Origin of the sequence: Ramlibacter tataouinensis, assembly GCF_001580455.1 — a bacterium.
GTDB lineage: Bacteria > Pseudomonadota > Gammaproteobacteria > Burkholderiales > Burkholderiaceae_C > Ramlibacter > Ramlibacter tataouinensis_B.
On sequence record NZ_CP010951.1, the window covers coordinates 1623754 to 1640224 of the forward strand.

At 68.6% G+C, this 16471-nt stretch carries 13 protein-coding genes; 2 read left to right on the forward strand and 11 right to left on the reverse strand.

Features of this window, described 5'->3' with window-relative positions:
- Positions 1-8: 8 nt before the first annotated feature.
- The 10 genes from UC35_RS07835 to UC35_RS22970 form a co-directional block, all read right to left on the reverse strand.
- A complete protein-coding gene (locus UC35_RS07835) occupies positions 9-971 on the reverse strand; it encodes an aspartate carbamoyltransferase catalytic subunit (RefSeq protein ID WP_061497794.1) in 963 nt (320 codons plus the stop codon).
- An 86-nt stretch (positions 972-1057) separates the two neighbouring features.
- Positions 1058-1558 carry a bifunctional pyr operon transcriptional regulator/uracil phosphoribosyltransferase PyrR gene (gene pyrR, locus UC35_RS07840; protein ID WP_227820494.1) on the reverse strand — a complete coding sequence of 167 codons (501 nt, stop codon included), beginning with the start codon at positions 1556-1558 and terminating at the stop codon, positions 1058-1060.
- Positions 1555-1968 carry a Holliday junction resolvase RuvX gene (gene ruvX / locus UC35_RS07845; RefSeq protein ID WP_061497797.1) on the reverse strand — a complete coding sequence of 138 codons (414 nt, stop codon included), beginning with the start codon at positions 1966-1968 and terminating at the stop codon, positions 1555-1557. Before ruvX ends, pyrR begins: the two co-directional genes overlap by 4 nt.
- Positions 1965-2561, reverse strand: a complete 597-nt coding sequence (locus UC35_RS07850) for a YqgE/AlgH family protein (protein WP_061497799.1) — start codon at positions 2559-2561, stop codon at positions 1965-1967. The genes ruvX and UC35_RS07850 overlap by 4 nt, the downstream gene beginning before the upstream one ends.
- 73 nt (positions 2562-2634) lie before the next feature.
- Positions 2635-8490: an Hpt domain-containing protein gene (locus UC35_RS07855; protein ID WP_061503731.1), complete on the reverse strand. Its 5856-nt coding sequence runs from the start codon at positions 8488-8490 to the stop codon at positions 2635-2637.
- A gap of 44 nt (positions 8491-8534) precedes the next feature.
- Positions 8535-10616, reverse strand: a complete 2082-nt coding sequence (locus UC35_RS07860; protein ID WP_415752703.1) for a methyl-accepting chemotaxis protein — start codon at positions 10614-10616, stop codon at positions 8535-8537.
- A gap of 205 nt (positions 10617-10821) precedes the next feature.
- Entirely contained in the window at positions 10822-11352 is a 531-nt protein-coding gene (locus UC35_RS07865) for a chemotaxis protein CheW (protein ID WP_061497803.1), read from the reverse strand.
- Between the two features lie 18 nt (positions 11353-11370).
- Complete coding sequence (locus UC35_RS07870; RefSeq protein WP_061497805.1) at positions 11371-11736, reverse strand: response regulator transcription factor; 366 nt, start codon at positions 11734-11736, stop codon at positions 11371-11373.
- Positions 11736-12128: a response regulator gene (locus tag UC35_RS07875; RefSeq protein ID WP_061497807.1), complete on the reverse strand. Its 393-nt coding sequence runs from the start codon at positions 12126-12128 to the stop codon at positions 11736-11738. The genes UC35_RS07870 and UC35_RS07875 overlap by 1 nt, the downstream gene beginning before the upstream one ends.
- Positions 12129-12199: 71 nt before the next feature.
- Positions 12200-12373, reverse strand: coding sequence for a rubredoxin (locus tag UC35_RS22970; RefSeq protein ID WP_082792933.1), 174 nt, complete (start codon positions 12371-12373; stop codon positions 12200-12202).
- A 94-nt stretch (positions 12374-12467) separates the two neighbouring features.
- On the opposite strand from UC35_RS22970, the gene thiD reads away from it, so the two are divergent.
- Together thiD and hemL are read left to right on the forward strand one after the other, a co-directional pair.
- The gene (thiD, locus tag UC35_RS07880; RefSeq protein WP_061497809.1) at positions 12468-13403 is read left to right on the forward strand and encodes a bifunctional hydroxymethylpyrimidine kinase/phosphomethylpyrimidine kinase; all 936 of its coding nucleotides are present in this window, start codon (positions 12468-12470) and stop codon (positions 13401-13403) included.
- Positions 13404-13441: 38 nt separating this feature from the next.
- Positions 13442-14743, forward strand: coding sequence for a glutamate-1-semialdehyde 2,1-aminomutase (gene hemL / locus UC35_RS07885; protein ID WP_061497811.1), 1302 nt, complete (start codon positions 13442-13444; stop codon positions 14741-14743).
- 134 nt (positions 14744-14877) lie between these two features.
- On the opposite strand, the gene purH is transcribed toward hemL, so the two are convergent.
- Positions 14878-16449, reverse strand: a complete 1572-nt coding sequence (purH, locus tag UC35_RS07890; protein WP_061497813.1) for a bifunctional phosphoribosylaminoimidazolecarboxamide formyltransferase/IMP cyclohydrolase — start codon at positions 16447-16449, stop codon at positions 14878-14880.
- Between the last annotated feature and the right edge of the window lie 22 nt (positions 16450-16471).

A 16471-nucleotide genomic window follows, 5' to 3' on the forward strand; every position in this document is an offset into this window, starting at 1 on the left:
CTTTGCCCTCAGGCTTCGTTGCCCGCCACGATGCTCATCACCGCCATGCGCACCGCGATGCCGAAGGTGACCTGCGGCAGGATGACGCTCTGCCGGCCGTCCACCACCGAGGAATCGATCTCGACGCCGCGGTTGATGGGACCGGGGTGCATGACGATCGCATCGGGCTTGGCCAGCTGCAGCTTCTCCGGCGTCAGGCCGTACTCCTTGAAGAACTCCTGCGAGCTGGGCAGCAGCGCGCCGCTCATGCGCTCGTTCTGCAGTCGCAGCATGATGACCACATCGCAGCCGCGGATGCCCTCCTCCAGCGTATGGCACACGCGCACGCCCATCTGCGCCATGTCGCCCGGCACCAGGGTCTTGGGGCCGACTACGCGCACTTCGGCGCAGCCGAGCGTGGTCAGCGCATGGATGTCCGAGCGCGCCACGCGCGAATGCAGCACGTCGCCGACGATCGCCACCGTGAGGTTGGAGAAGTCCTTCTTGTAGTGGCGGATCGTGTACATGTCGAGCAGGCCCTGGGTAGGGTGCGCGTGGCGCCCGTCCCCGGCGTTGATCACATGGACATGCGGGGCCACGTGCTGCGCGATCAGGTAGGGCGCGCCCGACTCGCTGTGGCGCACCACGAACATGTCGGCCGCCATGGCCGAGAGGTTGGCGATGGTGTCGAGCAGCGACTCGCCCTTGGAGGCGGAGGAGCGCGCGATGTCCAGGTTGATCACGTCCGCCGACAGCCGCGTGGCGGCGATCTCGAAAGTGGTGCGGGTGCGCGTGGAGTTCTCGAAGAACAGGTTGAACACGCTCTTGCCGCGCAGCAGCGGCACCTTCTTCACCTCGCGGTCGCTCACGCTCACGAAGCTGGCGGCAGTGTCCAGGATGTGGGTGACGATCTCGCGCGGCAGGCCCTCGACCGAGAGCAGGTGGACCAGTTCGCCGTTCTTGTTGAGTTGTGGGTTTCTTTTGTACAACATGGATCAAACCGTCCGACGGGCCGCCCCTAGGGCGGTTTGCGCCCCCTTGGGGGGCAGAGCAGCGGCGTAGCCGCAAACGTGGGGGCTCATGTTTGTCCCTCGACCTGGAAACTGAACCGCCCGTCCTCGCCGCGCGCCAGCGCCAGCGACTGGGTGGCCGGCAGTGCCACGCGCGCCGCGGCGTAGTCGGCCTGCACCGGCAGCTCGCGCCCGCCCCGGTCCACCAGCACGGCGAGCTTCACACTGGCCGGACGGCCGTAGTCGAACAGCTCATTGAGCACGGCCCGGATGGTGCGGCCGGTATAGAGCACGTCATCGAGCAGGATGATGTGCGCGTCGTCCACCTCGAACGGCAATTGCGTCTGCCGGCCCGCGCCGGCCAGGCCGCGCGTGGCGAAGTCGTCGCGATGCATGGCCGACGAGATCGCGCCGGCCGCGCCCGGCAGGCCCAGGTCCTTCTGCAGGCGCTCGGCCAGCCAGGCGCCGCCTGAAGTGACTCCCACCAGCCGGCTTTCGGCCGCACCGAGCTGTTGAACGCCGCGCACGAGCTCGCGGTACAGGGCTTCCGCGTCCAGTGTCAGTTTCACGGCAGGCTCCTCAGGAATTGTTCAAGAATGATCTGTGCGGCCCCCGCATCCGGATCGGCCGCACCCGCGCCCAGCGCTTCGGCCGTGCTGTAGCGCTCGTCCACTTCGAAGACGGGCAGCTTCAGGCGGCTGCGCAACTGGCGCGCGAACTTGCGGGCCCGGGCGGTATTGTCGTGGCTGGCGCCGTCGGGATGGAAGGGCACGCCCACCACCAGCGCATCGGGCTGCCAGTCGCGCACCCGCTGCTCGGCGGCCGCCAGCCGAGCGTCGCCCTCGGCGCGGATCGTCGCCTGCCCGGTCGCCGTGCGCAGCAACCGGTTGCCCACCGCCACACCGGTGCGCTTGAGGCCGAAATCAAAAGCAAGAAAGGTTTGGAAGTGATCGGGGACGTCGATGGGTTGCCCCATCATGCGTGTCCCGCTTCCGGTGCGAGCATCCAGGCCTGCAAGCCCAAGAGCGCCAGGGCCTTTTCGTAACGCCGCTCGACAGGCGTATCGAAGATCACCGACAGGTCCGCGCCCACGGTGAGCCAGCTGTTTTCCGCCAGCTCGGATTCGAGCTGACCTTCGCCCCAGGCCGAATAGCCCAGCGAAACCAGCACCTTGCGCGGGCCCGCCCCGGTGGAGATCGCCTCGAGCACGTCCTTGGAGGTGGTCATCTCCAGCCCGCCGGGAATGGTCATGGTGGAGGCGTACACCGTCTCGTTGGGCGCGCTGTCCTTGAAGACGGCCTCGTGCAGCACGAAGCCGCGCTCGGTCTGCACCGGGCCGCCCTGGAACACCGGCGTCGCCGCCAGGTCGTCGCGGCCCAGCGGCAGTTCGACCTTGTCGAACAGATGGCGCAGGTTGATGTCGCTGGGCTTGTTGATCACCAGGCCGAGGGCGCCACGCGCGCTGTGCTCGCACAGGTAGACCACGCTGCCGGCAAAAGCCTCGTCTTGCAGACCCGGCATCGCGATCAGGAAGTGATGCGTCAGGTTGATGGGAGAGGCATCGGCAGACATAGCGCCATTTTAGCTTTGCCCCCGCCGCGTGCCACCCGGGTGGATGGCGCGCGGGGTTGCCACTTACCCGCGATCAGGCAAGCGCCGTGGCGCCGCTGTAGTGCTTCACCAGGCCCAGCAGTTCCTCTTCCGAGTAGGGCTTGCCCAGGTAATGGTCGACGCCGAGCTCCTTGGCGTGCTCCCGATGCTTTTCGGCGATTCGCGAGGTGATCATGATGATCGGGAGGTCGCGGATGCGGGCGTCGGCGCGGATGTTGCGCGCCAGGTCGAAGCCGTCCATGCGCGGCATTTCGATGTCCGACAGCACGACGGCGGGTTTCTCCTCGGCCAGCCGCTCCAGCGCCTGCAGCCCGTCGGCCGCCAGGGCGACCCGGTAGCCTTCGCGCTGCAGCAGTCGCTGCGTCACGCGGCGCACGGTGATCGAGTCGTCCACCACCAGCACCAGCGGGATCTGCGCAGCCCCGGACTCCGCGGGCCCGACCGGCGCCGGCGTTTGCGCGTCGGGCGCCTGCGGCGACGGCTGCTGCGCCGCGGCGGCGCTCAGGCGGCGCGACTGCTCGCCATAGACGGCGGACAGGGCGACGGGGTTGTAGATCAGCACTACCGCACCCGAAGCGAGCACCGTCATGCCGGCCAGGCCTGGCAGGCGCGCGAGCTGCGGCCCGAGGTTCTTCACCACCACTTCCTGGTTGCCCAGCACTTCGTCCACGTGCATGGCAACCCGCTGCGCGGCGCTTCGGAACACCATCACCGGCATGGTCTTGCCCACCGGCTCGATGCTGCGGTGCGAGGATTGCAGCAGCGCCCCGCACCAGTGGAAGGGCAGTTGCTCTTCGCCGAAAGCGTACAGGCCGCTCTCGTAGGCCCGATCGACTTCCTGGCCGGTGGCGCGGCGGACGATCTCGACGATGTTGGCGGGCACACCGATGGTCAGGTTGCCGGCGCGGATCATCACCACCTGCGTCACGGCGGTGGTCAAAGGCAGCACCAGCTTGAAGCTCGTGCCCTGCCCGGCGGCGGTGGCGGTCTCGATGCGACCCCCCAGCGCGTTCACGTCGGCGCGCACCACGTCCATGCCGACCCCGCGTCCCGCGAGTTCGGTGACCTGCGAGGCGGTCGACAGGCCCGACATGAAGATCAGTTGGGCGGCTTCGGCGTCGCTCAGCTGCTGGCCCGGTGACACCAGGCCCTGCTGGAGCGCCTTCTCGCGGATGCGCGCCAGGTTCAGGCCGGCACCGTCGTCGCGGAATTCGACCGACACGTCGTTGCCTTCGTGGTGCAGCGCGATCTGGATCGTGCCGGCCGGGTCCTTGCCGGCGGCGACGCGTACCTGCGGCTCCTCGATGCCGTGTGCGATGCAGTTGCGCAGCAGGTGCTCGAACGAGGGCGTCATCCGGTCCAGCACGCCGCGGTCCATTTCGATCGAGCCGCCGGTGATGTCCAGCTTGACTTGCTTGCCGGTCTCCTTGGACGCGAGCCGCACCACGCGGTACAGGCGGTCCGAGATGCCCTCGAACTCCACCATGCGGGTGCGCAGCAGGTCGCGCTGCAGTTCACGCGTCTGGCGCGCCTGCGCGATCAGGTCGTCTTCGGTGGATTCCACCACGCGCTGGATGTTGCGCTGCACGGTGGCCACGTCGTTGACCGACTCGGCCATCATGCGGGTGAGTTCCTGCACCCGGGTAAAGCGGTCGAACTCCAGCGGGTCGAAGCCGGCCGCCGAATCCTTGGCCTGCGCCAGCCGCGACTGCATCTGCGTTTCGGCCTGCAGTTCGATGTCGCGCAGTTGCGAGCGCAGGCGGTCCAGGTTGCCGGTCAGGTCGGACAGCGAGCCGCGCAGCTGGCCCAGTTCGGCCTCCAGGCGGGTGCGGGTGATCATCACCTCGCCGGCCTGGTTCACCAGCCGGTCCAGCAGTTGGGCGCGCACGCGCACTGCCTGGTTCGCCGAAGCGCGCTGCGGCACGGACTGCGTGGCCGCGCGCGCCGCTTCGGCGCCGCGCATGGCCGCCACCTGGACCTGCAGGGGCGCCGCCAGCGGCGCCAATTCGGCCGCGGGCGCCGCCGGTTCGGCGCGCATCACCTGCGGCGCGGCTTGCGGCTCAGGCTGCGGCGAGGCCTCGACGCCGACGGCGGCGATGCCGGCACCGCCGCGCAGCACGTCGAAGTTGGCCTGCATGTCGTCGAAGCGGTGCAGCAGGGGCTCGATATCGGCGGCGACCGGCTCCATGCCGAGCGTCTCGATGTGCGACTCCATCCGGTGCGCGCGTTCGCCCAGGCGCAGGGCGCCCGCCAGGCGGGCGCTGCCCTTCAGGGTGTGCAACGCGCGCAGCGAGGCGTCGCGGGCGTCGCGGTCGCCGGCGTGCGCCGACCAGCGGCGCAGCGCCGCGCCCAGTTGCGGCATCAGTTCCACGGCCTCTTCCTCGAAGATCGGGAACAGGTCGGGATCGACCGCATCGGCGACGTCGATGTCTTCGTCGTCGCCGAGATCATCCAGGCGCGACGCCTTGGGTGCGGCCACGGGCAGTCTGTGCAGGGACGCCGCTTGCGCGGCTGCAACGGCCGGTTCGGCCGCGGCAGCCTCTGGCGGGGCCGCCAATTCGGAGGCCGCCTCGTCCTCGTCGATGCCAAAGGAGGAATCGCGCAGCTGCTCCCGCTTGGGGATTTCGAGCGATGCCAGGGCTTCGAGGGCGGCGATGACGCCAGGCTGGGGGTCCTTCAGGAAGCCGGCCGCGAACTGGTGCAGCAGCCGCCGGATTTCATCGGCCGCCGCGGTGAAGGCCCGGCCATGCAGCGGCGTGCCGTAGGCCAGGCGCTGCGTCTGGCCCAGCGATGTTTCGAGCGCGCGGGCGATGTCCGACAGGCTGTGGAAACCCACGGTGGCGGAACTGCCGGCCAGCGCATGCGCCAGGCCCACGGCGGAGTCTGGGACCGGCTGGCTCAGTTCGAGCGCCCATTCGGCGACTTCGGTCGCCAGCCGCCGCGACCATTCGTCGGCCTCGTTGAGGTAGACGTTGTAGAGCGGGATGCCGATGCGCAGGGGGCCGATCACCTTGACCTGTTCGTCGTCCGCCGGTTCGGCGGGCACGGCGAGCGCTTCCGGCTGCGGCTGCGGTTCGGCCTGAAGCGCTGCAGGCGCTCCGGGCTGCGCCGATTCGGACAGCGCCGACAGGCTCTCGAAATCGATCCCTTCGATCTCCACCGGCTCGGGCAGGGCCGCAGGCGCGGGCTCGTCGTCGGCGGCGGCAGCCTCGGCCGCCGGGAAGTCGAAGTCGGCCGGCAGTTCGTCGACCGTGATCTCGACCGCTTCGGTCAGCGGCGGACGGCCGGACGCCGCGAAGTCGGCGGCCGGCTCCTGGGCGTCGAGTTCGATCTCGATCACCTCGATCGGTGCAGCCTGTGCCGTGGCTTCGGGCGCCGATGGCGGCGCCGGGTCGACGGGCTCGAGTTCCAGGGACAGATCGAAGGCCGGCAGGTCCGCGGGTAGCTCGATATGCGCTTCAGGCGCGGCAGCGGCCGGCTCGGGCATGAGCGCCGGGGCGACCGGCTCCGGCGGCAGTTCGGGGACCGGCACCGCTTCGATGATTTCGAACGTCAGTTCGGCAGCGGCCGCGGGCGCCGCAGCGCCCGGCAGCGCCAGCGCGACCAGCCGGTTTTCCAGCCGCATCGCGTCCGCGGCGCCGCGGAACATGCTGGACTTCCAGGCCTGGTCGGTGTGCTGAGAGATGTCCTCGATCCAGCGGCCAAAGCCCTTCATGGCCTCGGTGGCGAGCGAGCGCAGCTCATCGCCGACGGGCTTCTGGTCGGCCAGCCAGGTGTTGAGTACCTGCTCCAGGGACCAGGCCGCTTCGCCGAACTCGTTGAGTCCGACCATGCGCGAACTGCCCTTGAGCGTGTGGAAGGCGCGCCGCAGCGTGGTGATCTCCGAGACTTCCTTCGGCGCAACCGCCAGCGCCTCGATGGCGGCCAGGCCGTTGGCCACCACTTCGCGCGCTTCTTCCAGGAAGATGTCCAGCAGCTCGTCTTCCTCGCCCGTGTCATCGGACACCGGCGCCGTGGCCTGCGGGGCCGCGCTGGCCGGGACTTGCGGCAGGGTCACCGTGGCAGGGATCGCCTCGAACACCGGCACGGACGGCGCCGCCTCGGCAGGAGCTTGCGCCGTCTCGTGCGGATGCGCGACCCGGCCCATCAGCGGCCGGAGCTCGCCGGTGGCCTCGTCGTAGACGAACAGCTTCTTGGCCAGCACCGGCTGGTAGTGAAGCATGTCGATCAGGAAGCCGAGCGCGCCCAGGTTGTTTCCGAGCTTGTCGAAGGTGCCCGCGGCGCGGGCCTGGCCTTCGTCCACCTCGGTGGCGATGATCTCGTCCACCGTGTCGCGCATGTGCTGCACCGCATGGGCCGCCTTGTCCAGGCCCAACACCGAGAGCACCCCGCGCATCTGCGACAGGTGCGCCGGCGCGTCGGCCAGCGGCGCCTTGTCGGCGGGGTCGCGGAAGAACTGGTCGAGCAGCTTTTCCAGCTCGGACAGGGTGCCGCGCAGCTCGCCCACCACGCTGCCCATGGTCTGGCGATCGCTCACGCGGCGATACAGCTCCTCCATCCACGACTCGAGCGGTCCGGGCTGGCCGCCCTGGCGCACGGTGTCCAGCCGCTCGGCCAGGCGCGCCATGCGCGGCGCCAGCTGCGCGTCGGACGGGTCGAGGTCCGCGTAGACGGCCTCCAGGAACAGCACGGCGGTCGCCACTTCCATCGCCAGTTCGGCACCCGGCGCGCGCGCCGAGCGGGCCACGCCCTCGACCGCGTTGACGAGGGCCTGCCCGAGCGCAGCGCCCTGCGGCAGGACCTTGGACAGCGACTCGCGAACCAGGTTGAACTGGTCGGTCACGCCCTTGAGCTTGCCGGCGTCGCCTCCTGACAATCCGGACCAGGTGTCCTTGGCGGTCACGATGCGCTTGCGCGCCTGCGCCAGCAGCGCGGGGTCGTAGCGGCCGAAGTGCGGCGTCTGGTAGTCGATGGGCTGGAAGCGGTCCAGTGCCCAGGCCTGGCGCACGGCCATGAGGGCCGGGGCATCGGTGGCGCGGGCCGGCACGGCCTGCGCGCAGAAAAACACCAGGTCATGCGCGAGCCGGTCGGAGACGGCCTGCTCGCCCTTGGCGAGCGCGGCGTACTGCTGCAGGATGCGCGAGCCGACGCGCTTGACGGGGATGTCCAGCGGCAGCAGGCCCTGGCCCACCGCCTCGAAGTAGGCGGCGCAGACCTTCCAGAAGATGGCGGGCTGCCGGGCCGTTTGCGTGGCGGCCAGCGACAGGCTGAGCCCGGCGAGTTCGCGGGCCGCATCAGGGTCGCCCGACTTCACCAGTTTGAGCACCCGCTGGTCCAGGCGCGAACGCACCGCGGGCTCGTAGCTCGCGCGCTCCGCGGCCGGCGGGGTGGCGGGATCGTTCCAGCGCCACTCCATGTTCCACAGGTCGGCGGGATGCACGCGGTCGGCGCCGGCGAGCTCCTGGATGTCGCGGTACTGCGGGAACAGCGCGACCGCCGACACCGGCTTGCCGAGCAGCAGCGCCTCGAGGTATTCGGTCAGGGCGAAGCCCGCGCGCTCGACTTTCGCCGCGGCCGCTTCGGTGCACAGCTCGGGACGTTCGACGAACTTCTGGACCGCGCCTTCCATCGAACGCAGCACATGGGCCGGGGCGCCCAGGCCCACCATCTCCAGCGCGCCCACCGCCTGGTGCAGCTGCTGCCGCGCGATGCGCAGCTGGCCGCCGTCGACCGACGCCATGTCGGTGCCGCGCGCCAGCGCCGTGTCGCGCACGAAGCGGCGCAGCGCCGAGGACGCCGAGTCCAGGGACTTGCGCAACTCGTCCAGCACCCAGGCCAGCGGGCCCAGGTCGTTCGTTGCCAGATCGATATCGTTTTCGTTGACTTGCATGAACAGCCCTGGCTGGGTCACCCTTGCCGCGTTCACTCGCCCGGTCAGGCGATCTTGAATCGCGACACCGACTGGCGCAGTTCCTCGGCCATGCGCGAGAGCTCGCGCACCTGCTGCGCCGTCGAACGCGTGCCCTCTCCGGTCTGTTCCGTCACCGCGAAGATGTGCTGGATGTTGCCCGCCACCTCGTTCGCGGACACGGCTTCCTTGGCCGCCGTGCGCGAGATGTTCTCAATCAGTTCGGCGAGCCGGCGCGACACCTGGTCGATCTCGGTCAGCGCGGTGCCCGCGTTGTCGGACAGCTTCGCCCCCTCGACCACACCCTGCGTGGAGCGCTCCATGGCGGCCACCGCGTCTTGCGTGTCGGTCTGAATCGCCTTCACCAGCGCCGAGATCTGGCGCGTGGCGTCCGCGGAGCGTTCGGCCAGCCGCTGCACTTCTTCGGCCACCACCGAGAAGCCGCGTCCCGCTTCACCGGCGGACGCCGCCTGGATGGCGGCGTTCAGGGCCAGCACGTTGGTCTGTTCGGTAATGTCGGAAATCAGCTCGGTGATTTCGCCGATCTCCTGCGAGGATTCGCCCAGGCGCTTGATCCGCTTGGAGGTTTCCTGGATCTGGTCGCGGATCGCGTTCATACCGCCGATCGCGTTCTGCACGGCCGACAGGCCGGACGATGCGGCTTGCAGCGACTGGCGCGCCACCTGGGCCGACTCTTGCGCTTGCCCGGACACCTGGTTGATTCGGCCTGCCATGTCGAGCACCGACTGGCCGGTTTCGCGGATCTCGCGCAGCTGCTCGGTGGAGGCCGCCAGCAGCTCGGTGGAGGTGCTTTCCACCTGCGCCGTCGTCTGTGCCACGCGGGTCGCCGTCGACTGTACGTTGCCCACCAGCTGCCGGAGTTCTTCCACCGTGTAGTTCACCGAGTCGGCGATGGCGCCGGTGATGTCCTCGGTCACGGTGGCTTCCTGCGTCAGGTCGCCTTCGGCCACCGTCTGCAGTTCGTTCATCAATCGCAAAATGGCCGCCTGGTTGGCGTCGTTCACGCGCTTGGCTTCCTGCTCCTGCTGCTCGGCCTGCAGTCGCTGCTGTTCCGCGACCAGCTGGCGCTTGCGGCTGTCCTGCAGCGTCACGTAGGCCAGGCCGACGGCGGAGGTGATCGCGAAGATCGCCGCCAGGGCCAGGGCCAACAGGGCGACCAGGCCCAGGCCCGTCTGGGCCTGCAGCTTGTTCTGCAGGTCTTCCAGCGCCTTGCGCAGCGGCTCGGAGTCGGTGTTGATCACCGACTGCGCTTCACGCGCGGACACCAGGCCCTGCAGGTTGCCCAGGATGGCGCCGGCCTGCGTGCGGGTCTGTTCGTAGAGCTTGAGCAGCGCTTCCAGGCGCTCGCGCGTCTGCGGGTCCTTGGAGCCGGCGAGCCGCAGCTCCGGGCTGCCATCGAGCAGGCCCTGTGCGATTTCCTTGAACGAGTTCAGGTCCTTGCCCAGCAGGAACACCGCTTCCGGCGACACGCCTTCGGCCGTCAGGAATTCGTTGGCCGACTTGCCGATACGCTGCGTCAGCATCACCAGCTGGCCGGCGGCGGAGATCTCGGCGGCGGGCGCGTTCTGCTGCAGCTTGAGCGAGGACACCGTCTCGGCGATTTCCAGCAGGTCGGACGACTGGCGGTTGATGGTGCGCAGGGCGGCGCCGATCTGCGTCAGGATCTTCTGCTGGCCCATCACGGTGGCGGCGTTCTTTTCCGCGCGCTCCATCTGCGGCGTGATCTTGTCCACGTCGGCCTGCAGGGCCTCGGCCACCGCTTGCAGGTTCATCGCTTCGTCGCCCGTCTTCAGGCCGCGCACCGTCTTGGCCAGCGTCTCGGAAGCTTCCTTCACGTCCGGGAAGGCCTGGGCGTTGCCCACCAGCGCCAGCGACACGGACTTGGCGAGGCGCTGCGACTGCATCAGCGACTGGCCGGTACCCGCCACCTGCTGCGCGACGCGATCGGCCTGCTGCACCGCGAGGAAGGCCACGGCACCGAGCACCAGCAGCGCCACGACCAGGAAAGTGAAGAGCGCGCGCTGGTGGGTGGCCACCGTGCGCCGGCCAAGCAGCGGCACCGAGACCAGTTCGAGGTCTTCGGCCATCTGCTCCGTGGCGATCGAATCGTCGGAGACGCTGTCGGGCTCCTGGGCGGCCGCCGGGCGCGGCCGTGGATCAGCCATCAGCGGATCGATGTCGGGCATCGCCAGGCTCAGCTCACCGCTGGCGCTGGTTTCCGCCGGGGGCTCGGCCTCTTTCTTCGAGAACAGGTTGTTGAGTTTGTCAATCAACGACATGGTGCGGTGCCTCTTAAGCGCTGATGCTCAGGAACTGGGATTGTTGCGACAGCGCCTGCAGGTCGAGCTCCTGCCAGTAAGCGCCATTGGCATCGGTGTAGCCGCTGCCGAAGAATTCCGGCGAGCCTTCGGGCGGCTCGCTGGAGGAGGAAAACGCGTCCATGTTGCGCAGCCCGGCCAGACGGTCGATCAGCAAGGCGCAATTGATTTCGAGCGCGGCGTTCAGGGCGATCAGCCGGGACTCCGCGCGCGTGGCATCCGAGCGCACCGCGGGCGCCTGCCCGCCGACGAAGCTGGCCAGGTCGACCACGCCGTACAGGCCGCCACGCAGGTTGGCCACCCCCAGGAACCACGGCTGCGTGTACGGCACGTGCTGGGAAGCGGTGAACGGGAAAATCTCACCCGACTGGGTGAGCGGAAGGAGAAACTTGCGCCCGCCGGATTCCACCGCGAGCCATGACGCCTGCACGCCCTCGGTACGGGCGGCCTGCAGGCGGCTGGCGAGCCGGCTCTGGAGTTCTCTAAGCGCTTCGCGGTTGGCCATTTCCGGTGGGCTGCGGCACTAGCCGAGGGCCTTGATCTTGGCCATCAGCTCGTCGGCGTCGACGGGCTTGGTGATGTAGTCGCGTGCGCCCTGGCGCATGCCCCACACGCGGTCGGTTTCCTGGTTCTTGCTGGTGCACATGATGATCGGCACGTCGGCATACAGCGGGTCGCGGGTGATCGCGCGCGTCAGCTGGAAGCCGTTCTGGCCGGGCATCACCACGTCCATCAGGATCAGGTCCGGCTTCTCTTCGGCCAGGCGCTTGAACGCGTCGTCGGCGTTCTCGGCCGTCTTGACGGCAAAACCGTTCTTCTGCAACAGGTCCGTCATGAACATCAGCTCGGTTTTGGAATCATCCACAACGAGCACCTTATTGATCGCCATCACATCGCTCCTTCATTCGCGGCACCGAACTGCTGCACCGTCTGGAGCAGTTGGTCCTTGGTAAACGGTTTGGTCAGGTAGTCCTGCGAACCGACCATGCGGCCGCGGGCCTTGTCGAAGACGCCGTCCTTGGAGGACAGCATCACCACGGGCACGGATGCGAACTTGGCGTTGCGCTTGATGATGGCGCACGTCTGGTAGCCGTCCAGCCGGGGCATGAGGATGTCGCAGAAGATCAGGTTGGGCTGGTAGTCATTGACCTTGGCCAGCGCGTCGAACCCGTCCTCGGCCAGGAGCACGTCATGACCGCCCTGCTTCAGGAAGATCTCGGCGCTGCGGCGGATCGTGTTGCTGTCATCGATCACCAGCACCTTGAACCCAGTTGTGCTCACTTGACGCTGCTCCTCATATATTTGTTACTGCTTCGCGGCTGCACCGTCCCAGGATGCGCCTTACACCGTCGTCAGATCTGCACCATCTCGAAATCTTCCTTGCGGGCGCCGCACTCCGGGCAGGTCCAGTTCATCGGAACCTCGGACCAAGGCGTTCCGGGTGCAAGTCCGTGCTCAGGCGCCCCCGCGGCCTCGTCGTAGATCCATCCGCAAATCAGACACATCCAGGTTTTTGTCTCGGTCACAGCTTAAAGGGGCTTCGAATAGAATGCAACGATTGTATCGAGGGCCTTCGCTGCTAAGCCGCACCGCCGGCCGTCGGCTGGAAGAATCAGGCCTATGACACACCCCAGTTCCGATAGCGAACACGCCGAGTCCGGCGCCGCGGACGACGACGCGGGCACCGCGTGCGTGATCGTGTTCAACGCCAGCGACCCCAGCGGGGCCGGCGGCATCGCCGCCGACGTGACGGCCATCGCCTCGGTCGGCGCCCACGCCCTGCCGGTGGTGACCGGCGTCTATGCCCGCGACACCGCGGAGGTTTTCGCCCACTTCCCGCTTGACGAGGACGCGATTGCCGAACAGGCCCGCGCGATCCTGGAGGACGTGAGCGCGCAGGTGTTCAAGGTGGGTTTCGTCGGCACGCCGGAGGCGGTCAGCGTGGTGGCGGAAGTCGCGGCCGACTACGCCGATGTCCCGGTGATCGCTTACATGCCCAACCTGTCCTGGTGGGACGAGGGCCAGATCGATCTTTACCTCGACGCCTTCCGGGAGCTGATGCTGCCCCAGACCACCGTGTTGGTGGGAAACCACAGCACCCTGTGGCGCTGGCTGCTGCCCGAGTGGAGCGGCGAGCGCAGCCCCAGCGCCCGCGACATCGCCAAGGCGGCCTCCGAGATGGGCGTGCCCTACACCCTGGTGACAGGCATCCCGCTGCCGGACCAATTCATCGACAACGTGTTGGCCACGCCACAGACCGTCCTGGGCAACGAGAAGTTCGAGCGCTTCGAGGCCGTGTTCTCCGGCGCCGGCGACACCCTGTCGGCCGCGCTGGCGGCGCTGGTCGCCAGCGGCACCGACCTCGCGGGTGCCGCGACCGAGGCCCTGGCCTACCTGGACCGCTGCCTGGACGCGGGCTTTCGCCCCGGCATGGGCAACGTCGTCCCCGACCGCCTGTTCTGGGCGCAGCCCGAGGACGACCCCGGGGAGCCCACGCCCGAGGAAGCGCAAGCGCTTCAGGTGTTCGACATGCCGGCGCCCGACACCAAGCACTGAGCGCGCGCGCCAGGCATCCACCAAACGGAGTGACGAGAGTGGGGAATCCCGACCTGAACCAGCAATTGTTCGACCGCGCGCGCCGGTCCATCCCCGGCGGGGTGAATTCGCCGGTGCGGGCGTTCAAGGCCGTCGGCGGCACGCCGCGCTTCGTGCAGCGCGCGCAGGGGCCGCATTTCTGGGACGCGCAGGGCACGCGCTACATCGACTACATCGGCTCCTGGGGGCCAATGATCCTGGGGCATGGGCACCCGGCGGTGCTCGAGGCCGTGCTGCGGGCCGCGCAGGACGGCTTTTCCTTCGGCGCGCCGACCGAGCGCGAGATCGACCTGGCCGAGACCATCATCTCGCTGGTGCCCTCGCTGGAGATGGTGCGACTGGTGAGCTCCGGCACCGAGGCCGCGATGAGCGCGATCCGGCTGGCACGCGGCGCTACCGGCCGCAGCAAGATCATCAAGTTCGAGGGCTGCTACCACGGCCACGCCGACGCCCTGCTGGTCAAGGCCGGCTCGGGGCTGGCGACCTTCGGCAACCCGACCAGCGCCGGCGTGCCGCCCGAGGTGGTGCAGCACACCCTGGTGCTCGAGTACAACAACCTCGCCCAGCTGGAACAGGCGTTCGCGCTGCACGGCCAGGACATCGCCTGCCTGATGATCGAGCCGATCGCGGGCAACATGAACTTCGTGCGCGCCAGCCTGCCTTTCATGAAGAAGTGCCGCGAGCTGTGCACGAAAAACGGCGCCCTGCTGGTGTTCGACGAGGTGATGACGGGCTTCCGTGTCGCGCTCGGCGGCGCCCAGAGCGTGTACGCGAAGTCGCTGCCTGGCTTCGCGCCCGACCTGACCGTCATGGGCAAGGTGATCGGCGGCGGCATGCCGCTGGCCGCGTTCGGCGGCTCGCGCGCCATCATGGAACTGCTGGCGCCGCTGGGGCCGGTCTACCAGGCCGGCACGCTGTCGGGCAACCCGGTGGCCACCGCCTGCGGCCTGGCCACGCTCAAGGAAATCTCCCGGCCCGGCTTCTTCGAGACCCTGTCGGCGCGCACCGCCTCGCTGGTGGAGGGCCTGAAGTACGCCGCCTCCCAGGCCGGGGTGGCCTTCAGCGCCGACTGCGAAGGCGGCATGTTCGGCTTCTTCCTGCTGCCCGAGCTGCCGCAGAACTACACGCAGGTGATGAGGAGCGAGTCCGCCCGCTTCAACGCCCTGTTCCACGGCCTGCTGGACCGCGGCATCTACATCGCGCCCGCCCTGTACGAAGCCGGCTTCGTCAGCAGCGCGCACACCGAAGCGGACATCGCCGAAACGGTCGCCGCCGCGCGCCAGGTGTTCGCAAAACTCTAACCCCGCGCAGCGGCATCGACCGCGCGAAGCAACGCGCAGCGCGGTCCCTCCATGACGAAGGCCGGATTCACTCCGGCCTTCGTCATCTGATCAAGGCACTTGCAAAGCGCGCCCGCGCTTTGCAAGTGAATGGCTTAGTGGCGGAAGTGGCGCACGCCCGAAAAGACCATCGCCACGCCGCGCTCGTCGGCGGCCTTGATCACTTCCTCGTCGCGCATGCTGCCGCCCGGCTGGACCACGCAGGTGGCGCCGGCATCGACCACCACGTCGAGGCCGTCGCGGAACGGGAAGAAGGCGTCGCTCGCCACCACCGTGCCCTGCAGGGGCAGGTTCGCATGCTGCGCCTTGATGCTGGCGATGCGCGCCGAGTCGAGGCGGCTCATCTGGCCGGCACCCACGCCCATGGTCATGCCATCCTTGCAGAACACGATGGCGTTGGACTTCACGAATTTCGCCACCTTCCAGGCGAACAGCAGATCCTTCAGTTCCTGCGGCGTGGGCTGCTTCTTCGTCACCACCTTCAGCTCGCCGAGGCTCAGCTCGCGGTTGTCCGCGGTCTGCATCAGCAGGCCCGAGCCGATCCGCTTCACGTCCATCAGGTTCTGGCCCTTGTCCCAGGCCGTGGCACCGCCCGGCGGCAGCGCGATCTTCAGCAGCCGCACGTTGGCCTTGCCGGCGAAGATCTGCAGCGCCTCGGGACTGAAGTCCGGCGCCATCAGCACCTCGACGAACTGCTTGGCCACCGCCTGCGCGCCGGCGCCGTCCAGCGGGCGGTTGAAGGCAATGATGCCGCCAAAGGCGGAGGTGGGATCGGTCTGGAAGGCCTTGGAGTAGGCCTCCAGCGGGTCCGTGCCCACGGCCACGCCGCAGGGGTTGGCGTGCTTGACGATCACGCAGGCCGGCGCGTCGAAGCTCTTGACGCACTCCCAGGCCGCATCGGCGTCGGCGATGTTGTTGTACGAGAGCTCCTTGCCCTGCAGCTGCTGCGCCACCGCAAGCGAACCGGGTGCCGGGTGCAGGTCGCGGTAGAACGCAGCCTGCTGGTGCGGGTTCTCGCCGTAGCGCAGGTCCTGCAGCTTGACGAAGCGGCCGTTGGCCTGCGCCGGGAACGGGCTGCGCTCACCTCCTTCGCCGATGCTGGAGAGGTAGTCGCTGATCGCCGCGTCGTAGTTGCTGATGCGGTTGAACGCCGCCACCGCCAGCGCGAAGCGCGTCTTGTCCGAGAGCTTGCCCTGGGCTTTCAGTTCCTCGACCACCGGGCCGTACTGCGCGGCGTCGGTGAGCACGCCCACGTCCTTCCAGTTCTTGGCCGCCGAGCGCACCATGGCCGGGCCGCCGATGTCGATGTTCTCGATCGCGTCCTCCAGCGTGCAGCCGGGCTTGGCGACGGTCGCCTCGAAGGGATACAGATTGACCACCAGCAGGTCGATGGTGGCGATGCCGTGCTGCGCCAGTGCCGCCATGTGCTCGGGCAGGTCGCGGCGCGCCAGCAGGCCGCCGTGCACCTTGGGGTGCAGCGTCTTTACGCGGCCATCGAGCATCTCGGGAAAGCCGGTGAGCTGGGCCACCTCGGTGACCGGCAGGCCCTTGTCGGCCAGCAGCTTGGCGGTGCCGCCGGTGGAAATCAGGCCCACCCCCAGCGCGTGCAGGGCCTGCGCCAGTTCGATGATGCCGGTTTTGTCGGATACGGAGATCAGTGCGTTCATGTTTTTTCTTGGCGCCTAGCGC